Consider the following 19,961-nt stretch of genomic DNA (forward strand, 5'->3'; position numbering starts at 1 on the left):
TACACGGAGAAGGGCCTTTCCTTTGCGCCGGAACAGGGAGAGGCGACGCCCCTCCCCGCTGCGGTTGTTTATTTAGTACAGCCCGCCTGCGGCCGGAGCCGCCGACGGCGCGGTGGTGACCGGAGCCGACGGATCAAGCGGAGAGGTCGGCAACGCCGGATTGGCTCCCGGCACGGCTTCCATCTGGGTCGGGCTGGCCCCTTCCTCGGCACCAAGATAGGGGGCAAAGCTGAAGCCGCCATCGGCGGACCCGTCGCCTTCCAGAACCCCTTCCTCGTCGCCGGGCATCCGGTCGGCGCTCTTGAACGCTTCGTAGATCGCCTTTGCTTCGCCCGGCATCGTCGGACGGCCGGTGCGGGGATCGACCCGGACCAGACGAACCCCCGAAGGCATCCGGAACGGCGTGGCCGGCTTGTCCTTCAACGCTTCCATCATGAAATCGCGGAAGATCGGCGCGGCGACCGAACCGCCGGTTTCCTTTGGCCCCAGCGAGGCGGGATCGTCAAAGCCGACGAACACGCCGACAGCGAGATCGGGCGAAAAGCCGACGAACCAGACATCGTTCGAATCGTTCGACGTGCCGGTCTTGCCCGCCAACGGCTTGCCGACTGCACTGACCGATCTGCCGGTCCCACGCTGGACGACGCCTTCGAGAATGCTGACCATCTGATAGGCCGAGACCGGATCAACCATCTGCTCGCGGATATCGGGCAAGGTCGGCATGTCCTGGCCGGAATAACGCGGGGCGGAACAGCCGTCGCAATAGCGCAGATCGTGGGTGAAAATGGTCTTGCCGTTGCGATCCTGGATACGGTCGATCAGAGTCGGCCGCAGCTTCTTGCCGCCATTGACCAGCATCGCATAGGCGGCGGTGAGGCGCAGCGGCGTCGTCTCACCCGCCCCCAACGCCATCGCCAATTGGCGGGGCAGATTGTCATAGATGCCAAAGCGGGCCGACATGTCGGCGACCTTTTCCATCCCCAGCGCCTGGGCGAGACGGACGGTCATCAGGTTGCGCGACTTCTCGAGCCCGACCCGCAACGTGGTCGGCCCCAGGTAATCGTCGTGATAATTCTTCGGCCGCCACATCGGCAGGCCCGGCCCCTGGGACAGAGCGATCGGGGCGTCAAGCACCAGGGACGACGGCGTATAGCCGTTTTCCAGCGCCGACAGATAGATGAAGGGCTTGAACGACGAACCGGGCTGGCGCATCGCCTGACTGGCGCGGTTGAACTGGCTTTTGCCATAGGACCAGCCGCCGATCATCGCCAGGACACGGCCAGTATGCGGATCGATCGCGACCAGCGCGCCTTCGACCTTGGGAACCTGACGCAGGGTATAGGTGGCGGGGCCATAGGCTTTGCCGTCGTCGCCCTTGCCGATCGGTTCGACCAGAATCACGTCGCCCACAGTGAGGATATCGCCAGGACGGCGCGGCACCGGGCCAATACCGTTCTTGTCTTGCACCCGGCGAGCCCATTTCAGTTCGCCGATCGGCAGATGACCGGCATGGCCGTCGGCAAGGCTCAACACCGCCTCGCTATCGGTGAGGCCGGTGACGATTGCCAGTTCCCAATCCTCGGCCCCACCGGGGCGCTGCAATCCAGCCAATGCCCGCACCGGATCGGTTCCGGCGGGGACATGGCCGACCGGGCCGCGCCAACCGTGACGACGGTCGTACTGCGACAGACCACGGCGCAACACCCGGGTACCCATCGCCTGAAGCTCGGCATCCATCGAGGCACGCACCACCAGCCCACCGCGATAGAGCGCAGCCTCGCCATATTTAGCCTGAAGCTCGCGGCGGATATCCTCGGCGAAGTAATCGGCGCCTTGAGTCGCCTGCATCTCCTTGCGGGAGCGAACCTCAAGCGGCTGGGCCAGGGCGATCTGGTATTCCGACGCGGTGATCTTGCCGTCTTCGGCCATCCGGCCCAGCACCCAGTCGCGGCGTTCCTTCGCCGCCTGAGGATGACGGAACGGGTTGTAATTGTTGGGAGCCTTGGGCAAGGCCGCCAGATAAGCGGCCTCGGCCGGGGTCAGTTCGTCCAGCCCCTTGTCGAAATAATTGAGCGCCGCCGCTGCCACGCCATACGAGCCGGAGCCGAGATAGATTTCGTTGAGATAGAGTTCGAGGATGTGATCCTTGGTAAAGGCTCGCTCGATCCGAAGCGCCAGAATCGCTTCCTTGACCTTGCGTTCGATCGACACCTCGTTGGTCAGCAGGAAGTTCTTCGCCACCTGCTGCGTGATCGTCGATGCCCCGACCGGGCGGCGGTCGGCCCCGATTCCCTTATTGCGGATATTGACGACGATGGCGCGGGCAATGCCGATCGGGTCGATGCCGGGATGGGTATAGAAGCTCTTATCCTCGGCGGAGAGGAAGGCATCCTTCACCATCTGCGGAATCGCCGGAAGCGGGACAAAGACGCGCTTTTCGACCGCGTATTCCGCCACCAGCCGACCGTCGCCGCCATAGACCCGCGTCGTCACCGGCGGATCGTAATTGGCCAATTGGTGGTAGTCGGGAAGATCGCGCCCAAAATGCCAGAACGCGAACAGCACCCCACCCGTCGCCGTGATAGCAAGCAGCAAGACGAGGCTGATGATGCCGAGCAAAAAACGGAACATCGGAAACGGAACCTCCGGCAGCCGGCGCGGGCGGCCGGTCCTTGCGGGTGGTGACGCCTGGGGAAGATGCCCAACAGGCGCGGGGGCACCGCCCCCTTAAACCGGCGGGCCGATGATGTGGCCCGCCGTCTTCAAATCCTCTCGCCGGGTGACTGCACCGTAAGGGCAGCCAGACATCGGCGAGCGGATGTTCGTTACAAAAAGGTCGGTGTTACTTGCACCCCAGACGCTGGCGGTCGGCCCCAGCGGCGCGCTTGACCCGGTCGGGCATGTCGGGATGCTCGGCGAACAGCAGGGCATAGGCCCGGCACGCCTGATCCTTCATGTCGAGTTGACCGAACGACGCGCCCAGCTTGTACAGCATGTCCGGCGCCTTGCTGTGCTTGGGATATTTCTTGTAGGCCTCGCCGAACAACCGTGCCGAGAGCGCGAAATCCTTGCGCTGGGAAAAGGCGATATCGCCCAGCCAATATTGGGCGTTTCCGGCCAGGGAATGGGTCGGGTAGGTCTTCAGGAAGGTTTGGAAGGCGCGCTCGGCATCGTCGTAATCGCCCTTCTGCGCCAGCCCATAGGCCTCGTCATAGGCCGATTGCGGGTCCTTCGGCGCGGCGGGCGCGGCCGGAGCCGTCGTCGCCTTGGTCGCCGGCATCTGACCGAGCAGCGCGGGCCCAGGGGCCGGACCGGAATTGCTGGCGGCATTGCTCCCCGGAGCCACCGCGCCCTTGGGCGGGATCAGCACCGGCGCGCCGGACGTCGTCGTCGCGGGCGGCGGCGGAACGGCGGCGGCACCGCCCGAAGCGGCGGGCATCGACACCTGGGCGCCTTTACCTTCCTGAAGCTCCTTGAAGCGCAGATCGACGTCGGCCTGCATCCGCTCAAGCTGCTTGGCGAGCTGGGATGCCTTGAAATTGGCTTCCTCGACCTTACCAGTCAACTGGCGGTTGAGGTCTTCGAGTTCGTTGATGCGGTCTTCCAACCGCGAGGCCTGATTGCCGGGCAACGGCGCGTCCGAACCGGAAGAGGAGATCACGCCCCCTCCCATCGCCGGGGAGCGGATCACGGTGCCGCCATAGCCTCGGCCATCGCTTTGCGCCAGGGCCGTCGCCGGAACCACGCCGACACTGATCAAAACGGACAAGGCGGAGAAGAGGAGATGGCGTCGCAAGGGATCCGACCTCTGTTTTAGACGTTGCGCTCGCGGCAGGGCGAAGCCCGGGCCGGAACCGGGACAGACCATCGCAAACCGGGCGATGGCGGAACGAAGAGGTAAAAAAGGGAAGGCGCCCGACCGACCCGCCGGTCCAGGACCAGACGGACGGCGGGCGCCCCCTTACTCACACGTCGTGAGATATCCTGATTAGTTCAGGACGGTCACGCCGCGACGGTTCTGAGACCAGGCCGCCTCGTTCGAGCCGAGGGCAACCGGGCGCTCCTTGCCGTAGCTGACGACCTTGATGCGCGAAGCGGCAACGCCGTTCGCGATCAGGTATTCACGCACGGAATTCGCACGACGCTCGCCCAGGGCAAGGTTGTACTCGCGAGTGCCGCGCTCATCGGCGTGGCCTTCGACGGTGAACGAGTAGTTCTGGTAGGTCTTCAGCCAGGCAGCCTGCTTGTCCAGGGTAGCCTTGGCGTCGGCCCGCAGAGACGACTTATCGAGATCATAGAAAACCCGATCGCCGACGTTGGCGATGAAGTCTTCCTTCGAGCCCTTGACGATACCAGCCGGAGCCGTACGAGCCGGCGGCGGAGCGGAAACGCCACCGCCAGAAGCGGCGCCGGTGTTTTCAGGGGCGGATTCGCAAGCCGCGACCAGGGCGGCAGCGGCAACGATGCTGAGGAAACGCAGTTTCATATTTGAGGACTCCCCCTCAATGCGACGGGAATTGAATTCCAAGATTGAGCCTTAGAGAGCACTGCCGACGGGGGTCGGCAAGCTTCCAAAATGACGCCGACCACATTGGGCGCGGCGTCATGAGGAACAAACCCTAATCGGCGCGGACTATACTAACATAATCCTAGGGAATCAAGGGGGACCACGCAGGGTCCGATCCATCAACAGGTGTTAACATCACCCGTTCGTTCACGCCGGTCAGGTCAATCGTGTAGAGACGGACGGATTGACCACGCCCCCGCTCATCTGAGGGAGAATCACGCCAAAACGCCAAGACACGACCATTCGGGGCCCAGGTCGGACCTTCGACCAGGAAGCCTTCGGCAAGGAGTCGTTCGCCCGAACCGTCGGGACGCATGACACCTATGAAGAAACGCCCACCCTTTTGCTTGGTAAAGGCGATCAGATCGCCGCGCGGGCTCCACACCGGAGTCGCATAGCGTCCGTCGCCAAAGCTGATGCGGTTGGCTCCACCGCCGCCCGCGCCCATCACGTAAAGCTGCTGCCCACCGCCACGGTCGGATTCGAACACGATCTGCGCACCGTCGGGGGCATAACTGGGGGCGGTGTCGATCGCCGGATTGTTGGTAAGCCGGGTCTTGCTCCGGGTCAGCAGGTTCATCTCGTAGATTTCGGTGTTCCCGTCCTCGGCCATGCTGAAGATGACCTTGTTGCCGTCGGGCGAGAAACGGGGCGCGAAGGTCATGCCGGGGAAATTGCCCAGGGCCTCGCGCCGTCCGGTGTCGAGATTGAAGATATAGACCCGCGGCACGCCCTTGAAATAGGACAGGTAGGTGATTTCGCGGGCGCTGGGCGAGAAGCGGGGCGTGAGGACCAGTTCGCCGCCCTCGGTCAGGAAACGGTGATTCTCGCCGTCCTGATCCATGATCGCCAGCCGCTTCTTGCGGTCGTTCTTCGGACCGGATTCGGCGACATAGACGATCTGGGTGTCGAAATAGCCATCCTCGCCGGTGACGCGCTTATAGATCGCGTCGGCGACCTTGTGCGACAGCCGCCGCCAGTCGGCGGGGGACGAGGACAGGGTCCAGCCGGTCATATAGGCTTCGGACATCACGTCCCACAGCCGGAACTCGACCCGGATGCGGCCATCCGGTCCGATTTCGGTTTTGCCCTGGACCAGGGCTTCGGCGTTGATCGCCTTCCAGTCGGGGAAACGCGGCTGGATTTGCAGCGACGCCGCGGTCTGGATGAATGCGCGGGGGTCGATCGGCTTGAACAGACCCGACCGTTCCAGGTCGGCCGACACCACGCGGGCGATGTCGCGCCCGACCTGGTTTTCCTGGCCACCGGCCCCGATGAAATCAGGGATCGCGATGGGCAAGGGACGCATCTGTCCGTTAGTGATGTCGATGCGCACCTCGGCATGGGTCGGGCTGGGATAACTCGCCAGACCGAGGATCAGAGTGACGGCCACTGCCGCCAGCAAGCGGATGCGAGACATGAATATCATCTTCCTGCCGCGAATTTCGGGTTGAAGGCGAGAGTGAAATCTTTGAACTGATCGTATTTGTTGGCCGGAATCGGCAACGGGCTGGCGGCACGAACGGCGCGACGGGCGCTGTCGGCGGCAGCCTGATAATACGGGTTCATCATCTGAACGGCATCGGGAACGATCTGGGCATCGGTGACCGTCCCATCGGGCAGCACCGAGACCCGGACCAGCACGATCAGCTTGTCGGCATCCTTGGCTCCGGCCGGAACGTTCCAGAACCGCTCGACATGGGCGCGGATCGCGTCCTTTTCCGTCATCGAGACCGGCTCGTTGGCATTGTTCATGCTGGACCCGCGCACCGATTGCGGTTGCGGCTGCGTCGCCGATTTGGTCTCGGGCGTTGACGGCTTGTTCAGCTTCTCCGCCGATTTCAGCAACTTGTCGAGTTCGTCCTGCGGCTGTTGCGGCTTTTTCTTGTCGACCGACTTCAACAGCGAATCAAGCTCGTCCTTGACGTCCTTCTGCGGCTTGGGCGGCTCGGGACGCGGTTGCGGCTTCGGCGGCTCGGGCTTGGGCTCGGGACGTGGTTCGGGCTTGGGCACCGGCGCGGGTTCAGGCTCGGGCTTCGGCTCGGGCTTGGGCGGCGGCGGTGTCGGGGTGGGAGGCGGTGGCGGCGGAGCCGGAGCCGGAGTGGACGGCGGCGGCGGCGTCGGTTTGGGTTCAGGCTTGACCGGCTCGGGCTTGGGCGGCTCGGGCGTCGGTTCGGCGGTCTTCTGCGGTTCGGGCTGGGGCTTATCGTCGCGCAAGGGGGGCGGATTGGTCTTGGCCCCGATCGGCACGATATCGACGACCATCGGGGTCTCCTCGATCGGCGGTTCACGCCAGAACTGAGGGAGCCCGAAAATCGCCAACAGCACCACGAAGAAGTGCAGAAGGCCGGAATAGATATAGCTTTCCCGCCGGATTTCCATGACGCGCCCTAGCGTTTCGCCTTGGCGCCGTCGGCGGCGCCCCGGACCTCTGTGACCAGGGCAACCTTGGGGAAGCCGGCGGCGCTCAGCACCCCCATAACCTCCATCACCCGACCGTAATCGATGGTTTTGTCGCCGCGGACAAAGATCCGGGTTTCAGGCTTTTGCGAGGTAATCGCCTGCAAGCGGGGGGCAAGATCCTCCAGCTTGACCTCGGTTTCCTGAATCCAGATCTTTCCATGGGCGTCGACCGTGACCGACAGCGGCGTATCGTCGCCTTTCAGCGGCGTCGCCTGGGTCTTGGGCAGATCGACCTGGACCCCGGCGGTCAGCAACGGTGCCGTCACCATGAAGATGATCAACAACACCAGCATCACGTCGACCATCGGGGTGACGTTGATCTCGGCCATCGGCCGGAATTTAGCCTTGCCCCGTCGATTGCCGACCGAAGCGCCCATCAGATCTTCTCCTCCAGCTGACGCGACAAGATCGCGCCGAACTCGCCGGCGAAGTTCTCCAGCCGCTTGCCGTAGCGGTCGAGATCGGTGGAGATTTTGTTATAGGCGATAACCGCCGGGATGGCCGCGACCAGACCGAGAGCGGTGGCGAACAGCGCCTCGGCGATGCCGGGAGCAACGACGGCAAGCGAGGTGTTTTTGGTCGCCGCGATCGACTGGAAGCTGTTCATGATGCCCCAGACGGTGCCGAACAGGCCGACGAACGGCGCAGTCGAGCCGACCGAGGCGAGGAAGCCCAGGCGGCGTTCCAGCAAGTCCATCTCACGGCCGAGCGTCACGTTCATCACGCGGTCGATCCGCTGGGGCAGGCTGGCTCGGGTGGTGTCGCGGTCGGCCAGCCCCTTGGCGGCGGTACGGCGCCATTCCCGCATCGCGGCGACGAACACCGATGACATCGGGTCGAGCGGACGCGAGCCGATCCGGTCGTACAATTCTTCGAGCGAGCCGCCCGACCAGAACGATTCCTCGAACTGATCGGCGCGCTGGGTAAGCTGACGCACCTTCATGATCTTGTCGAAGATGATCGCCCAGCACCAGAACGAGGCGCCGATCAGCGCCAGCATTACCATCTTAACGATAATGTCGGCGCGCATGAACAGCGCCCACATCGAGAGGTCATGCTGCATGGCCGCACCCGCGACCGCCGCCGTCTGCGTTGGATCCATGATATCTTACTGCCTTTCGCTGATCCAAGTCCCGAACAGGTCGCGCATCGCGGCCGGAAGCCGCGTCGGCCTGCCCGACAAGGTGATATATCCCAGGCGGACTTCGATGCGCACTAATTCCGTGCCATCGTCGTTGCGCCGAATGGTCTGGTCTAAGTCGAGACTGGCCCCGCCGATTGACCGTAACTCGGTCTCGACCGTCAGCAGGTCGTCCAGCCGCGCCGGCCGCAAAAAGTCAACGACAGCGCGGCGAACGGCGAAGGCGGTGCCGTCCTGCAATAGTCTCTGCTGGCTGATTCCCAGCTCGCGCACCATCTCGGTCCGGGCGCGCTCTGCGAAATTCAGATAGCAGGAATGATAGACGATGCCCCCGGCATCGGTATCCTCGTAATACACCCGAACCGGGTGGAGATGGCGCGGCATCAGACCTCCTCCGTCGGATCGGTCAGCAAATCAAGCTGATCGGGCAGCTCGCGCGGCGGCGTCAGTCCGAGATGGCGATAGCCGCTCGCCGACAGCATCCGGCCGCGCGGCGTCCGTTGCAGCAGGCCCTGTTGCAGCAGATAGGGTTCGACCACCTCTTCCAGCGTATCACGGCTTTCCGACAGCGCCGCGGCCAGGGTCTCGACGCCCACCGGGCCACCCGCATAATCACTGGCGATCCGGCCAAGATAGCGGCGGTCCATCGCGTCCAGCCCCATCCGGTCGACCTCAAGGCGGCGCAACGCGGCATCGGCGATCTGGGCATCGACCGGCAGACGCCCGGCGACGGTGGCGAAGTCGCGCACCCGGCGCAACAGCCGCCCGGCCACGCGCGGCGTCCCGCGCGAACGGCGGGCCACTTCCCCGGCCCCGTCCTCGGTCATCGCCAATCCCAGAACTCCGGCTCCACGCCGCACGATCGCTTCCATTTCCTCGGGCAAATAGAAATTCATCCGGCACGGAATCCCGAACCGCTCGCGCAAGGGCGTGGTCAGCAAACCGGACCGGGTCGTCGCTCCGACCAGGGTAAAGCGGGGCAGATCGATCCGCACCGACCGCGCCGCCGGACCTTCGCCGATGATCAGATCGAGCTGAAAGTCCTCCATCGCAGGATAAAGGACTTCCTCTATGGCAGGATTAAGGCGATGTATCTCGTCGATAAACAGAACATCGCGCGGCTCCAGATTGGTCAACAGCGCCGCCAGATCGCCCGCCCGCTGAATCACCGGACCCGAGGTCGCCCGAAACCCCACCCCCAGTTCACGCGCGACGATCTGGGCCAGCGTCGTCTTGCCCAGACCGGGCGGGCCGTGAAACAGCACATGGTCAAGCGCCTCGCCCCGGGCCCGCGCCGCGTCGATGAACACCTTCAGATTGTCGCAGACACTGCGCTGGCCGATGAAATCGTCCAGGATCAGCGGCCGCACCGACGCTTCGCTATCCTCGGCTGCTTGCTGGGGAGAAACCACGCGAGGCTCGCTCATCGCAGCATGTCCCGTCCCAGCCGCTTCAGCGCCGCGCCGATCAAAGCGGGCACCTCGGCCTGCTCGCCCAATTCGGCGGCAACCAGTCCGACCGCCTCGAACGCTTCAAGGCGGCGATAGCCAAGATTGACCAGCGCCGACACCGCATCCTCGATCGGTCCGGCGGCCGGAGGGGCAAAGCTTCCCCCCGTCCCGGTGCTGGCGATGGTGCCGGGGGCAACGCTGGCGATGCCGCCCGCCTTGTCCTTCAGTTCGGTCAGAATCCTGAGCGCCAGCTTTGGCCCGACGCCGTTGGCCCGGGTCAGCCCGGCCTTGTCCCCCGCCGCCAGCGTCCGCAGCAACTGATCGGGGGGCAGCACCGACAGGATCGACAGCGCCACGCGCGCCCCCACCCCCTGCACCGTCGTCAACAGGCGGAACCAGTCGCGCTCGCCGCTTTCGGCGAACCCGTAAAGCTGGATCGCGTCTTCGCGAACATGGGTCTCGACCAGCAGGCTCACCCCGCTCCCTGGGGTCAGCCGGGCCAGGGTCCGGCCCGAGCAGGACACCAGATAGCCGACACCGCCGACATCGATCACCGCCCAATCCTCGCCGACCGAATCGACGGTTCCGCGCAGGCGGGCGATCATGACCGCACCACCCGGTCGAGGCGGTGGCGGGTGCCGAGATGGTGGGCATGGCAGATCGCGACCGCCAAGGCATCGGCGGCATCAGGCGTTTCGGCCAGGCAACCGGGCAGCAGAGTCCGAACCATCATCCCCACCTGCTCCTTCGCGGCACGGCCGGTGCCGACCACCGCCTGCTTGATCCGGGTCGGCGCGTACTCGCCCACCATCAGCCCGGCGCGGGCAGGAACCAACAAGGCGATGCCGCGCGCCTGACCCAGCTTCAGGGTGCTTTCGGGGTTTTTATTGACGAAGGTCTCCTCGACCGCCGCCTCCTCGGGCGAGAAGGCGGCCAGGATCGCGGCGATACCGTCATGGAGCTGGACCAGACGCTCAGCCAGACTGAGGGATGCATCCGAACGAACGACACCGTCGGCGACGTGGCGCAGACGGTTGTCGGTCATATCGATGATGCCCCAGCCGGTCTGGCGCAAGCCCGGGTCGAGACCCAGCACCCTCATAGCCTGAAGTCTCCCGTGGGCCGTGGCGGATCAGCCGCCCAGGCGTTCCATGATCGCGTCGGGAATCTCGAAATTGGCCTGAACCCGCTGGACGTCGTCATTGTCCTCCAGCGCTTCCAGCAACTTCATCAGCGTCTTGGCAGTATCTTCGTCGGACACCGGCACCGCGGTCTGGGGCTTCCAGTCCAGGCGGGCGTATTCCGGGGTGCCGAACCGGGCTTCCAGCGCGTCACGCACCACCGCCAGATCGTCGGGAGCGCAGGTGATCTCGTGCCCCTCGTCGTCGGTCTCGACATTGTCGGCCCCGGCGTCGAGCGCACCTTCGAACATCTGGTCGGCGGTGCCGGTCGCCAGCGGATAGCGGATCGCGCCGACACGGTCGAACATGAACGACACCGAGTTGGTTTCGCCCAGCGCGCCGCCGTTCTTGGTGAAGGCCGAACGGATTTCCGACGCGGTGCGGTTACGGTTGTCGGTCAGACCCTCGACGATGATCGCGACCGAGCCGGGACCATAGCCCTCGTAGCGGACTTCCTCGTAATTAGTGTCGTCGCCGCCACCGCTGCCGCGCTTGATCGCGCGGTCGATGGTGTCTTTCGACATGTTGGCCCCGCGCGCCGCCATCACTGCCGCGCGCAGACGTGGATTCGACGCCGGATCGGGAAGCCCCGATCGGGCCGACACCGTCAATTCGCGGATCAGCTTGGTGAAGATCTTGGCGCGCTTGGCGTCCTGGGCACCCTTGCGGTGCATGATGTTCTTGAACTGCGAATGACCGGCCATGGTCCCGTGCGAGTCCCCTGATGAAATGGAGAACGGGCCGTGCCCACGCCACGAGCGGTGGCGGGCGACGACCGCGATGCCCCGATTACGCCAAAGCCGACGACATGGCAAGACCCGCGCATGCGCCGACCACTTGTTTATCCCGGCCAACACTCCTGGAGCCTGGGCCCCAGACGCAACGGCGCGACCCGAACCGCCTGTCCGCTGCGATCATCGGTATCGACCATCACCCCGCAGATCGTGCCGGGGCCTTCGGACGGCGACAACCGTTCACCCGGCACCTTGCGGACGAATTTATGGATCGCCGGACCCTTTTTCATCCCGATCACCGAATCATAATCGCCGCACATCCCGGCATCGGTCAGATAGGCGGTGCCGCCCGGCAGAATCTGAGCGTCGGCGGTGGGAATGTGGGAATGGGTGCCGACAACCAGACTGACCCGACCGTCCAGGACGTGCCCCAGCGCCATCTTCTCGCTGCTGGCTTCGGCGTGGACATCGACGATGATCGCATCGACCCCGCCCGGTCCCATCCGAAGCCGGGTCAATTCGCGTTCCAGCGCGGCGAAGGGGCAATCGAGCGGGTCCATGAACAGCCGCCCCATCACCTGGATCACCGCGACCCGTCGCCCCCGCGCCAGGGCATAGACCCCGCTTCCCTTGCCCGGAGTCCCGGCGGGAAAGTTCAGCGCCCGCAACAGCCGGGGTTCCGAATCGATATAAGGCAGGATCTCGCGATGGTCCCAGGCATGATTGCCCAGCGTCACCACATCGACCCCGGCGGCATAGAATTCGTCGCAGACCTTGGGGGTCAGTCCGAAGCCATGGGCGGCGTTTTCGCCGTTCAGCACAACGAAATCAGGCGACAGACGAGCCCGGATGTCCTTCATCCGCGCCAAAATGGCGTCACGGCCGGCGCGGCCGACCACGTCACCCAGGAAAAGCAATCTCATGCGCGCACCACGGTGAGCAATCCCTCCTCGGTGAAGACGATGTCCAGCGGCTGATCCCACGGGTCCGACGGTAAAGCCGGACTCTGCTGGGCGGCAAAGGCCAGACCGACGGCAACCACGCCGCCGCCCCGGCGCAACGCGTCCAGGGTGCGGTCATAGTAGCCGCCCCCGAAGCCGAGACGGAACCCTTTTGCGTCGAACGCCAGCAAAGGCACCAGCAGCAGGGTCGGAACCAGCAGCGGCGCGGCCTGAGTGGGGTGGACGGTGCCGTGCGGTCCGGACTCGAGCCGGTCGCCCGAACTCCAGCCGCGAAAGGCCAGCGGCGCATCGGGCGCGACCACCACCGGCAGGGCCAGGGCGGCCCCGCGCGCGGCCAGGGCTTCCATCAGCGGGCGGGGATCGAGTTCCCCCGGCAGCGGCCAATAGCCGCCGACCACACTCCCTTCCCCGACGGTCAAATGATCGGCCCGGGCGGCGACCGCTTGGGCGGCAGCCGGACCCAGCCGGTCGGATTCGGCACGACGCAGCCTCAGCGCCTCGCGGCGCAGGGACTGTTTCAGGGAAGAGTCAGGGAAAGAAGAAGACGTCATGAAAGAAGCTTCAAGCGGGAGCGGCGCCACCTCGGCCGTTGACGTGCATGTCCTCTGTGGCCTGCTTACGCAGGTGGGTGGCCATATGCCGGAACCACGATTCCGGCAGGGACAGCCCCCGAGAGGTCGTTATTGGCCCCAGGGACGTAGGCTGTCTGACGCACCGCGCAGCAAACCGCTCCCAGTGGCAGACTAGGCCCTTTCCAGACGGGTCGCAATGGCCTCGATACGCCCGGCCAATTGCTCGACAATTGCCGCCAGTCGGGCATCGCCATCATCGGTCGCGGCGGCAACCCGATCCAGTCCGGAAACGTTGTCGCGGGCGTCGGACAATTCATCGGCCAGCAGCAGGCACAGCATCACCAGCAGACGGGAATCGCTGACGACGCCGACGGAGGACAGCAAGGATTGGGCGCGGGTGTCGATTTCGCGCCCCAGCGCCTGAACCCGAGCGGACTGATCGTCCTCGCAGGCGATATCGTACAGACGGCCATTGATGGTGATGGTGACGACGGCCAAACCTTATTCCTCCAGCAGGCCGCGCAAACGGTCGATGGTGTCGTCAAGACGACCGGCGACGATGCGGACAGTCTCGTCCAGGCGCTCGTAATCCTCGCGGGACTCGCGCAGCTCGCCAGCCAGCAGAAGATCTCCCGCGCCGACCCGCGCCGCGGCCCCTTCCAGGCGATCAATGGCCGCCCCCAACCGCTGCATCGCTTCTTCGGTTCGTTGCAAGCCCGTTCCCCGACGCTGTTCCACGCCCGGTTTCCCTTTCCGTTCGGATTGGTCCCGAGGGTATGGCCGAAGTCCTGGCAAGTCAACGCGCCTTGCTCGCGCCGGACCGAGTCCTGGCCTCACAGATCGGTGCCGCACCCCGATCTGGCCAACATGCCCGCCCCCAGAATGGTGCAGCAATCGGAATCGCGGCATTCGCGTCGTCTGCGGCAGCGCAAAATTTCCTTGGCCAGGCTGGACAGACGCGACATGTCCCCCTCTACGCTTGCCCCCCACTCAAGTTCCGAGACGGTTTGGAACGAACATTCCTCGTCTGTGAAGTTCATAATCTCAAACGCCGCAACGATTTTGCAGCGTCAACCTCGAAATCAGGACCGCTGCGTTAATCCGCAATGGTAGAAAAACATCCGGAGCGGTTCAATAGACATAACGGGTGATGACCCTAGAAAATACACCCTATCCCCGAGGCGCGAGAAAGGCGGCGGTGCGTCGGACCGCTTCGGCCAGACCGACCCGTTCCGGCACCACGCCCTTGGGAAAAGCTCCGAACAGCCGCGACGGCATCATCGGGTCGAGCAGCACGAACACGCCGTGATCGTCGGCGCGGCGGACCAGCCGCCCGAACGCCTGCTTCAGCCGCAACCGGGTGATGCGGTCATCATAGAACCGGCCGCCGAAGCAATCGCGCCGGGCCCGGTGCAAGATGTCGGGACGCGGCCACGGCACCCGGTCGAACACGATCAGCCGCAGCGAGCGGCCGGGCACATCGACTCCGTCCCGCATCGCATCGGTGCCCAGCAGACAGGATTCCTGTTCGGCACGGAAGATATCGACCAGGGTGGCGCTGTCCATCGCATCGACATGCTGGGCCAGCAGCGGCAGACCGGCATCTTCGAGCGGCCCGCCGATGCGACGATGCACCTCGCGCAGCCGCGAAATCGCGGTGAACAGGCCCAGCCCACCGCCGCCTGCCGCCAGGAACAACTCGCGATAGGCCGCCGCCACCTGATCCATGTCGTCCTTGCGGACATCGGTGACGATCAGCACGCGGGTACTGGCGGGATAATCGAACGGCGAGGTCACCGCCGCCCGCAGCGGCGGGCCGGGCAGATGAGAGCCGCCGGTGCGACGTTCAGCGGCGCGCCAATCGGCCTCGGGTTCGCCCGAGCCGTCGCGCAGGGTCGCCGAGGTAATCACCACCCCGTGGGCCGGAGCCATCACCGCGCGGGCAAAGGGGAACGACGGGTCGAGCCAGTGGCGGTGCAGCCCGATATCAATCTCGCGCCCCTCGAACCGCTCGACCGCCAGCCAATCGACGTAACGGTCGGGATAAACCGGGGCGGCCTCGCCCTCCTCTCCCGCCGCAACGACCGGAGCGGCATCGAGACTGGCCGGATCGGTCGCAATCGTCGCCAGCATGTTCTTCCAGCCCGCCAGCGGCATCACCACTCGGCGCTGGATACCCCGGCAAATCCCCTCGATCCGCGACCGGGTCGAACTGTCGAGTTCCGCCGCCTCGTCATCGAGCAGCGCCGCCAGGGCCTTGGCCAGCACCTGCAACGGCTGCTCCAGTCCGACCAGCGCCGTCGCCAGATCAATCGCCGCCGCCGCCAGCCCTTCGACCGGCGGCCGGGTCGGCGTTTCCAGGCTGTAGGGGGAATCCGGCGCTTCGGAGCGGGCCATCACCTGACGACGGACCTGGGCGAGGAATTTTTCGGCCGGACCCTGGGGTTCCTCGACTGCCAGCCGCTGCACCCAGCCGGGTCCGGGCAGCAGCCGGGCGGCGGCTAAGGCCTGATCAAGCGCCAGCGCCGCCTCTTCCGATCCGCCGACCAGATCCTCGGCGCGGCGGTAAAGCCCGCGCGCCCGCGACCGGCCGCCATCGCCTTCCGGCCCCAGCAGCCAGCGCCGCATCTCGGCCCCTTCCTGCCCGGTCAAATGCAGCGAAAAAGCCGAATCGGCGACATCGAAAACGTGGTGGCCTTCGTCAAAGACCAGCCGGGTCGGCACCGCGCCATCGTCCAGCCCGCCCAAGGCCGCCTGGATCATCACCAGGGCATGGTTGGCAACGACGATGTCGGCCTTGCGGGCACGGCGCACCGCCCGCTCGATGAAGCATTTGCGGTAATGGAAGCAGGCCGAGAACACACACTCGCCGCGCCGGTCGGTTAGTCCCAGGGTCGGACCACGCCCCAGCAGATCGACCAGCCAGCCGGGAAAGTCACCGCCGACCATGTCGCCGTCGCGGGTCGCGCCGACCCAGCGCGCCACCAGCCCGACCGCGATTGCGGCGCGGGCATTGTCGCGCAGGGCGAATTCCTCGTAATTCAGCAGGCAGACGTAATTCTCGCGCCCCTTGCGGATCACCACCTTGCGGGCTTTTTCCGCCGGATCGGGATAGAGCCGGTCGAGTTCGACATCAAGCTGGCGTTGCAGATTGCGGGTGTGGGTCGAAATCCACACCGGCGCGCCGTTGCGTTCGGCCCACAGGCTGGCCGGAGCGATATAGCCCAGGGTCTTGCCGGTGCCGGTCCCGGCCTCGGCCAGCACCAGATGCGGGTCGCCCGCCTCGTCGCGGGGCAGGAACGCCTGCGACACCGCCGAAGCGTAATCGGCCTGCCCCGAGCGCTGCTCCGCCCCCTCGCCTAGCATCAACGCCAGCCGCGCCCGCGCCTCGGCCGGGGCGACCGGCAGACTTCCGGCCGGAGGCTCGGGAGCGGACTCGCTCCATTCCGGCAGCCGCTCCCACACCCGGATCGCGGCGACACCCCGTCCGCCCTCGCCTTCGACTCCCAGCGCCGCCAGCACCGGAGCGCCCCAGCTCCAGCCGCCGCGCGCCATCATCCAGGCCAGCCCGCGCACTTCGGCGACCCGCCGTGCCGAGGCAACCGCCAGACCCGCCGACAAATCTTCCAGCAGGCGGCGACAGGCAACCCGCAGCGTCTCGGCCTCGTCCTCGGGATCGAGTGGGGCGACCAGACCCAGCGCCTCGGCCACCCCGCGCGGCGTCGGCAGGCAGAACCGCGCCGGACGGACAAAGGCGAACAATTCCAAGATGTCATAGCGTTCGAACGATTCGATCCGAAGCCGCGCCGCCACCGAAGGGCCGTGACAGACCAGCGGCATGTCGCCCCGCGCCCGCTGTGCCGCCTGGGCAGGCGACAGGCGCAGACACTCGCCATCGGGTTCAAGCAGGACGGAGCCGCGCAGCCCGGCGACCAGCACCGGAACCTGGGGCATGAGGATGCGGGGAGAAGGTGTCATCCCCAGACACTACCCGGATGTTCCCGGTTTGTCACCGTGGTTACCGGGGGTATATGCCCCTCAAATGCAGGGCGCAGGGTACGCCAGTTGTTCAACTGGGCTATCGCCCAGACCGATTTGGAGGCATCGCCTCCAAGCCTCCCCATCTGTTTATTTTCAATGAGAGGGAGGGTTCGGGAGGCGGAGCCTTCCGATGCGGGGATTGGGGGCGCATAGCCCCCAAGTCGATGATATTCGGCAACGCACCGGGCGCTCACTCCGGGTCGATTGACTCTCGCGGTGCGAGTCCCATATCCGAACAACGTCCGTCCCGTTTCGAAAGCACCCTCCCCGCCATGACCGAGACCACCCTTGCCGACCAGCCACTTGTCGTTGTGGACAAGGTTACTCTCAGCCTCAACGGTGCTGCGGGCCAAGTCGATATTCTGCGCGGGATCGATCTATCGGTTACCGCCGGGGAAAGTCTGGGCATCGTCGGCCCCTCGGGATCGGGCAAATCGACCCTACTGATGATCCTGGCCGGGCTGGAACGGCCCAGTTCGGGGCGGGTCGCCGTCGCCGGGCAGGAGTTCGCCACCCTGGACGAAGACGGGCTGGCCCGGCTGCGCCGCGACCATATCGGCATCGTTTTCCAGGCCTTTCACCTGATCCCGACGATGACCGCGCTGGAAAACGTCGCGGTGCCGCTCGAACTGGCCGGACGGCGCGATGCGTTCGACGCCGCCGCCGCCGCGCTCGACCTCGTTGGTCTGGCCGCCCGCCAGGGACACTATCCCGGTCAGATGTCGGGCGGCGAGCAGCAACGGGTGGCGCTGGCCCGCGCCATCGTCGCCCGTCCCCGCCTGTTGCTGGCCGATGAGCCGACGGGCAATCTCGACGGCGCGACCGGACGGGCGATCATCGAGTTGATGTTCGACCTCAACACCCGTCTTGGCACTACCTTGATTCTGGTCACCCACGATGACGGGCTGGCGGCGCGCTGCCATCGCACCGTCCGGGTCGAAGACGGTCGGATCAGCGCATGAGCACGCTGCGCCTCGCCTTGCGCTTCGCCCGGCGCGACGTGCGCGGCGGCCTCAAGGGCTTTCGCCTGCTGGTCGCCTGTCTGGCCCTGGGAGTTGCCGCAATCGCCGCCGCCGGGAGCCTGCGCGCCGCGTTCGAAACCGCTTTGTCCGAGCAATCGCGCACCCTGATCGGCGGCGATCTCGCCTTTGCCCAACCGGCCCAGCCGCCGACACCCGAACAGGTCGCGCTGTTATCCTCGGTCGGAGCGGTGACCGCCGGGATCGAAATGCGCGGGATGGCAAGCCTGGACAACAACCGCGACCGTACCCTGGTCGAGGTCAAGGGAGTCGATGCCGCCTATCCCCTGGTCGGTCAGGTCGACCTGTCGCCTGCCCAGCCGCTGGCCGAGGCGCTGGCGTTGCGCGACGGCCATTGGGGCGCGGTCGCCGACCCCAATTTGCTGACCCGGCTGGGGTTGGCGCCCGGCGATCGCCTTCATCTCGGTGATGCCGAGCTTGAGGTCCGCGCCATCCTGGTGCGCGAACCCGACCGCATTGCCAATGCGATGGGATTTGGCCCCGCCTGATGGTCGCCGACGAGGCCCTGGGCGAGACCGGGCTGATCCGGCCCGGCAGCCTGATCCGCCATACGCTGCGGGTGGCGCTGTTCCCCGGCAACGACCCCAGCGATCTACGCCGCCATCTGGCCGAGCGCTTTCCCGACGCCCCCTGGCAAATTCGCGACACCGCCGAACCGGCACCCGGTCTGGGCCGCTTTCTCGACACCGTAGCCGCCTTCATGACCCTGGTCGGGCTGACCGCGCTGTTGGTCGGCGGCATCGGCATCGCCAATGCCGTCCGCGCTTATCTCGACAGCCGCACCGACACCATCGCCACCCTGAAATGCCTGGGAGCCCCCGTCCGGCTGATCTTGCTGACCTATCTGCTGCTGGTCGGGCTGATGGCCCTGATCGGCATTGTGATCGGACTGGCCGCCGGAGCCGCGTTGGTGCCGCTGGCGATCGCCTTTGCCGGAGACTCCCTCCCCCTCCCCGCCAAGGCCGGGCTGTTCCCGGTTCCGCTGATCGTCGCCGCCGGATTTGGCGTGCTGTCGGCGCTGGTGTTCACCCTGGCTCCGCTTGGCCGCGCCCGCCGTATCCCCGCCGCGCTTCTGTTTCGCCAGCGGATCGCGCCGGACGGGGCAAGCACCTCGCTGTGGTCCGACCGCCCCACCCTGCTGGCGCTGGGGCTGGCTTCGGTCGGACTGGCGGCGCTGACGGTGCTGTCGTCGGGGAGCAAGCCGCTGGCCGCCGGATTCGTCGTCATCGCCATCGCTGTCCTGGCCCTGTTCCGTGCCCTGGCCTGGGCGCTGTCTCACATCGCGGCAAGGCTGACCCAGCACCATGGCCGTCTGATCGGACCGGATTGGCGGATGGCTCTGTCCAACCTGCACCGGCCCGGCTCGGCGGTGGTGGGGATGGTGCTGTCGCTGGGGCTGGGTCTGTCGGTGCTGGTGACGATTGCCCTGGTCGAGGGCAATCTGGCCGACCAGTTCGGCCGTCGCCTGCCCCGGATCGCCCCCAGCTATTTCTTTATCGACGTCCAGCCCGATCAGGTCGAGCCGTTGCGCCAGACCGTCGCCGCCGCCGATCCCACCGCGACACTGGAGACCGCGCCGATGGTGCGGGGCCGCTTGACCGCGATCAAGGGCGTCCCGGTCGAGGCCGCCCACATCGCCCCCGACGTCGCCTGGGCGGCCCGGGGCGATCGCGGCCTGTCCACCGCGATCGTGCCGCCGCCCGGCACCCGTCTGGTGGCCGGGACATGGTGGCCGTCCGATTATAACGGCCCACCGCTGGTCTCGGTCGACCGCGCCGTTGCCAAGGGCTTTGGCCTGTCGGTCGGCGA

General features: G+C 66.0%; 21 protein-coding genes and 1 other RNA gene. 3 read left to right on the forward strand and 19 right to left on the reverse strand.

Annotation, left to right across the window (positions count from 1 at the left end; translation table 11 throughout):
• Positions 1-72: 72 nt before the first annotated feature.
• The 19 genes from K678_RS08730 to K678_RS08810 form a co-directional block, all read right to left on the reverse strand.
• Positions 73-2,631: a penicillin-binding protein 1A gene (locus K678_RS08730; RefSeq protein ID WP_021132096.1), complete on the reverse strand. Its 2,559-nt coding sequence runs from the start codon at positions 2,629-2,631 to the stop codon at positions 73-75.
• A 211-nt stretch (positions 2,632-2,842) separates the two neighbouring features.
• Entirely contained in the window at positions 2,843-3,796 is a 954-nt protein-coding gene (gene ybgF / locus K678_RS08735; protein ID WP_021132097.1) for a tol-pal system protein YbgF, read from the reverse strand.
• A gap of 192 nt (positions 3,797-3,988) precedes the next feature.
• On the reverse strand, positions 3,989-4,486 hold the full coding sequence (pal, locus tag K678_RS08740; protein ID WP_021132098.1) for a peptidoglycan-associated lipoprotein Pal: 498 nt from the start codon (positions 4,484-4,486) through the stop codon (positions 3,989-3,991).
• Between the two features lie 163 nt (positions 4,487-4,649).
• Positions 4,650-5,996, reverse strand: a complete 1,347-nt coding sequence (gene tolB, locus K678_RS08745; protein WP_039852578.1) for a Tol-Pal system beta propeller repeat protein TolB — start codon at positions 5,994-5,996, stop codon at positions 4,650-4,652.
• Positions 5,993-6,949, reverse strand: a complete 957-nt coding sequence (locus K678_RS08750) for a TonB C-terminal domain-containing protein (RefSeq protein ID WP_021132100.1) — start codon at positions 6,947-6,949, stop codon at positions 5,993-5,995. The genes tolB and K678_RS08750 overlap by 4 nt, the downstream gene beginning before the upstream one ends.
• An 8-nt stretch (positions 6,950-6,957) precedes the next feature.
• Entirely contained in the window at positions 6,958-7,407 is a 450-nt protein-coding gene (gene tolR / locus K678_RS08755; protein WP_021132101.1) for a protein TolR, read from the reverse strand.
• On the reverse strand, positions 7,407-8,132 hold the full coding sequence (gene tolQ / locus K678_RS08760) for a protein TolQ (RefSeq protein ID WP_021132102.1): 726 nt from the start codon (positions 8,130-8,132) through the stop codon (positions 7,407-7,409). The genes tolR and tolQ overlap by 1 nt, the downstream gene beginning before the upstream one ends.
• A gap of 6 nt (positions 8,133-8,138) precedes the next feature.
• Positions 8,139-8,555: a tol-pal system-associated acyl-CoA thioesterase gene (ybgC, locus tag K678_RS08765; protein ID WP_021132103.1), complete on the reverse strand. Its 417-nt coding sequence runs from the start codon at positions 8,553-8,555 to the stop codon at positions 8,139-8,141.
• Entirely contained in the window at positions 8,555-9,598 is a 1,044-nt protein-coding gene (ruvB, locus tag K678_RS08770; RefSeq protein ID WP_039852580.1) for a Holliday junction branch migration DNA helicase RuvB, read from the reverse strand. Before ruvB ends, ybgC begins: the two co-directional genes overlap by 1 nt.
• Positions 9,595-10,227, reverse strand: coding sequence for a Holliday junction branch migration protein RuvA (gene ruvA / locus K678_RS08775; RefSeq protein WP_021132105.1), 633 nt, complete (start codon positions 10,225-10,227; stop codon positions 9,595-9,597). Before ruvA ends, ruvB begins: the two co-directional genes overlap by 4 nt.
• Positions 10,224-10,724: a crossover junction endodeoxyribonuclease RuvC gene (gene ruvC / locus K678_RS08780; protein ID WP_021132106.1), complete on the reverse strand. Its 501-nt coding sequence runs from the start codon at positions 10,722-10,724 to the stop codon at positions 10,224-10,226. Before ruvC ends, ruvA begins: the two co-directional genes overlap by 4 nt.
• Positions 10,725-10,754: 30 nt before the next feature.
• Positions 10,755-11,507, reverse strand: coding sequence for a YebC/PmpR family DNA-binding transcriptional regulator (locus K678_RS08785; RefSeq protein WP_021132107.1), 753 nt, complete (start codon positions 11,505-11,507; stop codon positions 10,755-10,757).
• Between the two features lie 137 nt (positions 11,508-11,644).
• Positions 11,645-12,460, reverse strand: coding sequence for a TIGR00282 family metallophosphoesterase (locus tag K678_RS08790; protein ID WP_021132108.1), 816 nt, complete (start codon positions 12,458-12,460; stop codon positions 11,645-11,647).
• Positions 12,457-13,050, reverse strand: a complete 594-nt coding sequence (locus K678_RS08795; RefSeq protein ID WP_021132109.1) for a 5-formyltetrahydrofolate cyclo-ligase — start codon at positions 13,048-13,050, stop codon at positions 12,457-12,459. Before K678_RS08795 ends, K678_RS08790 begins: the two co-directional genes overlap by 4 nt.
• A gap of 19 nt (positions 13,051-13,069) precedes the next feature.
• Positions 13,070-13,227: non-coding RNA, 6S RNA (ssrS, locus tag K678_RS18180), on the reverse strand.
• Positions 13,228-13,242: 15 nt separating this feature from the next.
• The gene (locus K678_RS08800) at positions 13,243-13,569 is read right to left on the reverse strand and encodes a cell division protein ZapA (RefSeq protein ID WP_021132110.1); all 327 of its coding nucleotides are present in this window, start codon (positions 13,567-13,569) and stop codon (positions 13,243-13,245) included.
• A 3-nt stretch (positions 13,570-13,572) separates the two neighbouring features.
• Positions 13,573-13,785, reverse strand: a complete 213-nt coding sequence (locus K678_RS08805) for a hypothetical protein (RefSeq protein WP_231376237.1) — start codon at positions 13,783-13,785, stop codon at positions 13,573-13,575.
• Between the two features lie 119 nt (positions 13,786-13,904).
• Positions 13,905-14,036: a hypothetical protein gene (locus K678_RS19750; RefSeq protein ID WP_269210510.1), complete on the reverse strand. Its 132-nt coding sequence runs from the start codon at positions 14,034-14,036 to the stop codon at positions 13,905-13,907.
• Between the two features lie 205 nt (positions 14,037-14,241).
• The gene (locus K678_RS08810) at positions 14,242-17,049 is read right to left on the reverse strand and encodes an ATP-dependent DNA helicase (protein WP_039852585.1); all 2,808 of its coding nucleotides are present in this window, start codon (positions 17,047-17,049) and stop codon (positions 14,242-14,244) included.
• Positions 17,050-17,384: 335 nt separating this feature from the next.
• On the opposite strand from K678_RS08810, the gene K678_RS08815 reads away from it, so the two are divergent.
• From K678_RS08815 to K678_RS08820, 3 genes are all read left to right on the forward strand, one after another.
• Positions 17,385-18,074, forward strand: a complete 690-nt coding sequence (locus tag K678_RS08815) for an ABC transporter ATP-binding protein (RefSeq protein ID WP_021132113.1) — start codon at positions 17,385-17,387, stop codon at positions 18,072-18,074.
• On the forward strand, positions 18,071-18,640 hold the full coding sequence (locus tag K678_RS19475) for an ABC transporter permease (RefSeq protein WP_051185881.1): 570 nt from the start codon (positions 18,071-18,073) through the stop codon (positions 18,638-18,640). The genes K678_RS08815 and K678_RS19475 overlap by 4 nt, the downstream gene beginning before the upstream one ends.
• The coding region (locus K678_RS08820) for an ABC transporter permease (protein ID WP_331270949.1) at positions 18,640-19,961 on the forward strand (1,322 nt) is incomplete at its 3' end. The genes K678_RS19475 and K678_RS08820, both read left to right, overlap by 1 nt.

Source organism: Magnetospirillum fulvum MGU-K5, from assembly GCF_000442515.1.
Classification (GTDB): Bacteria; Pseudomonadota; Alphaproteobacteria; order Rhodospirillales; family Magnetospirillaceae; genus Phaeospirillum; species Phaeospirillum fulvum_B.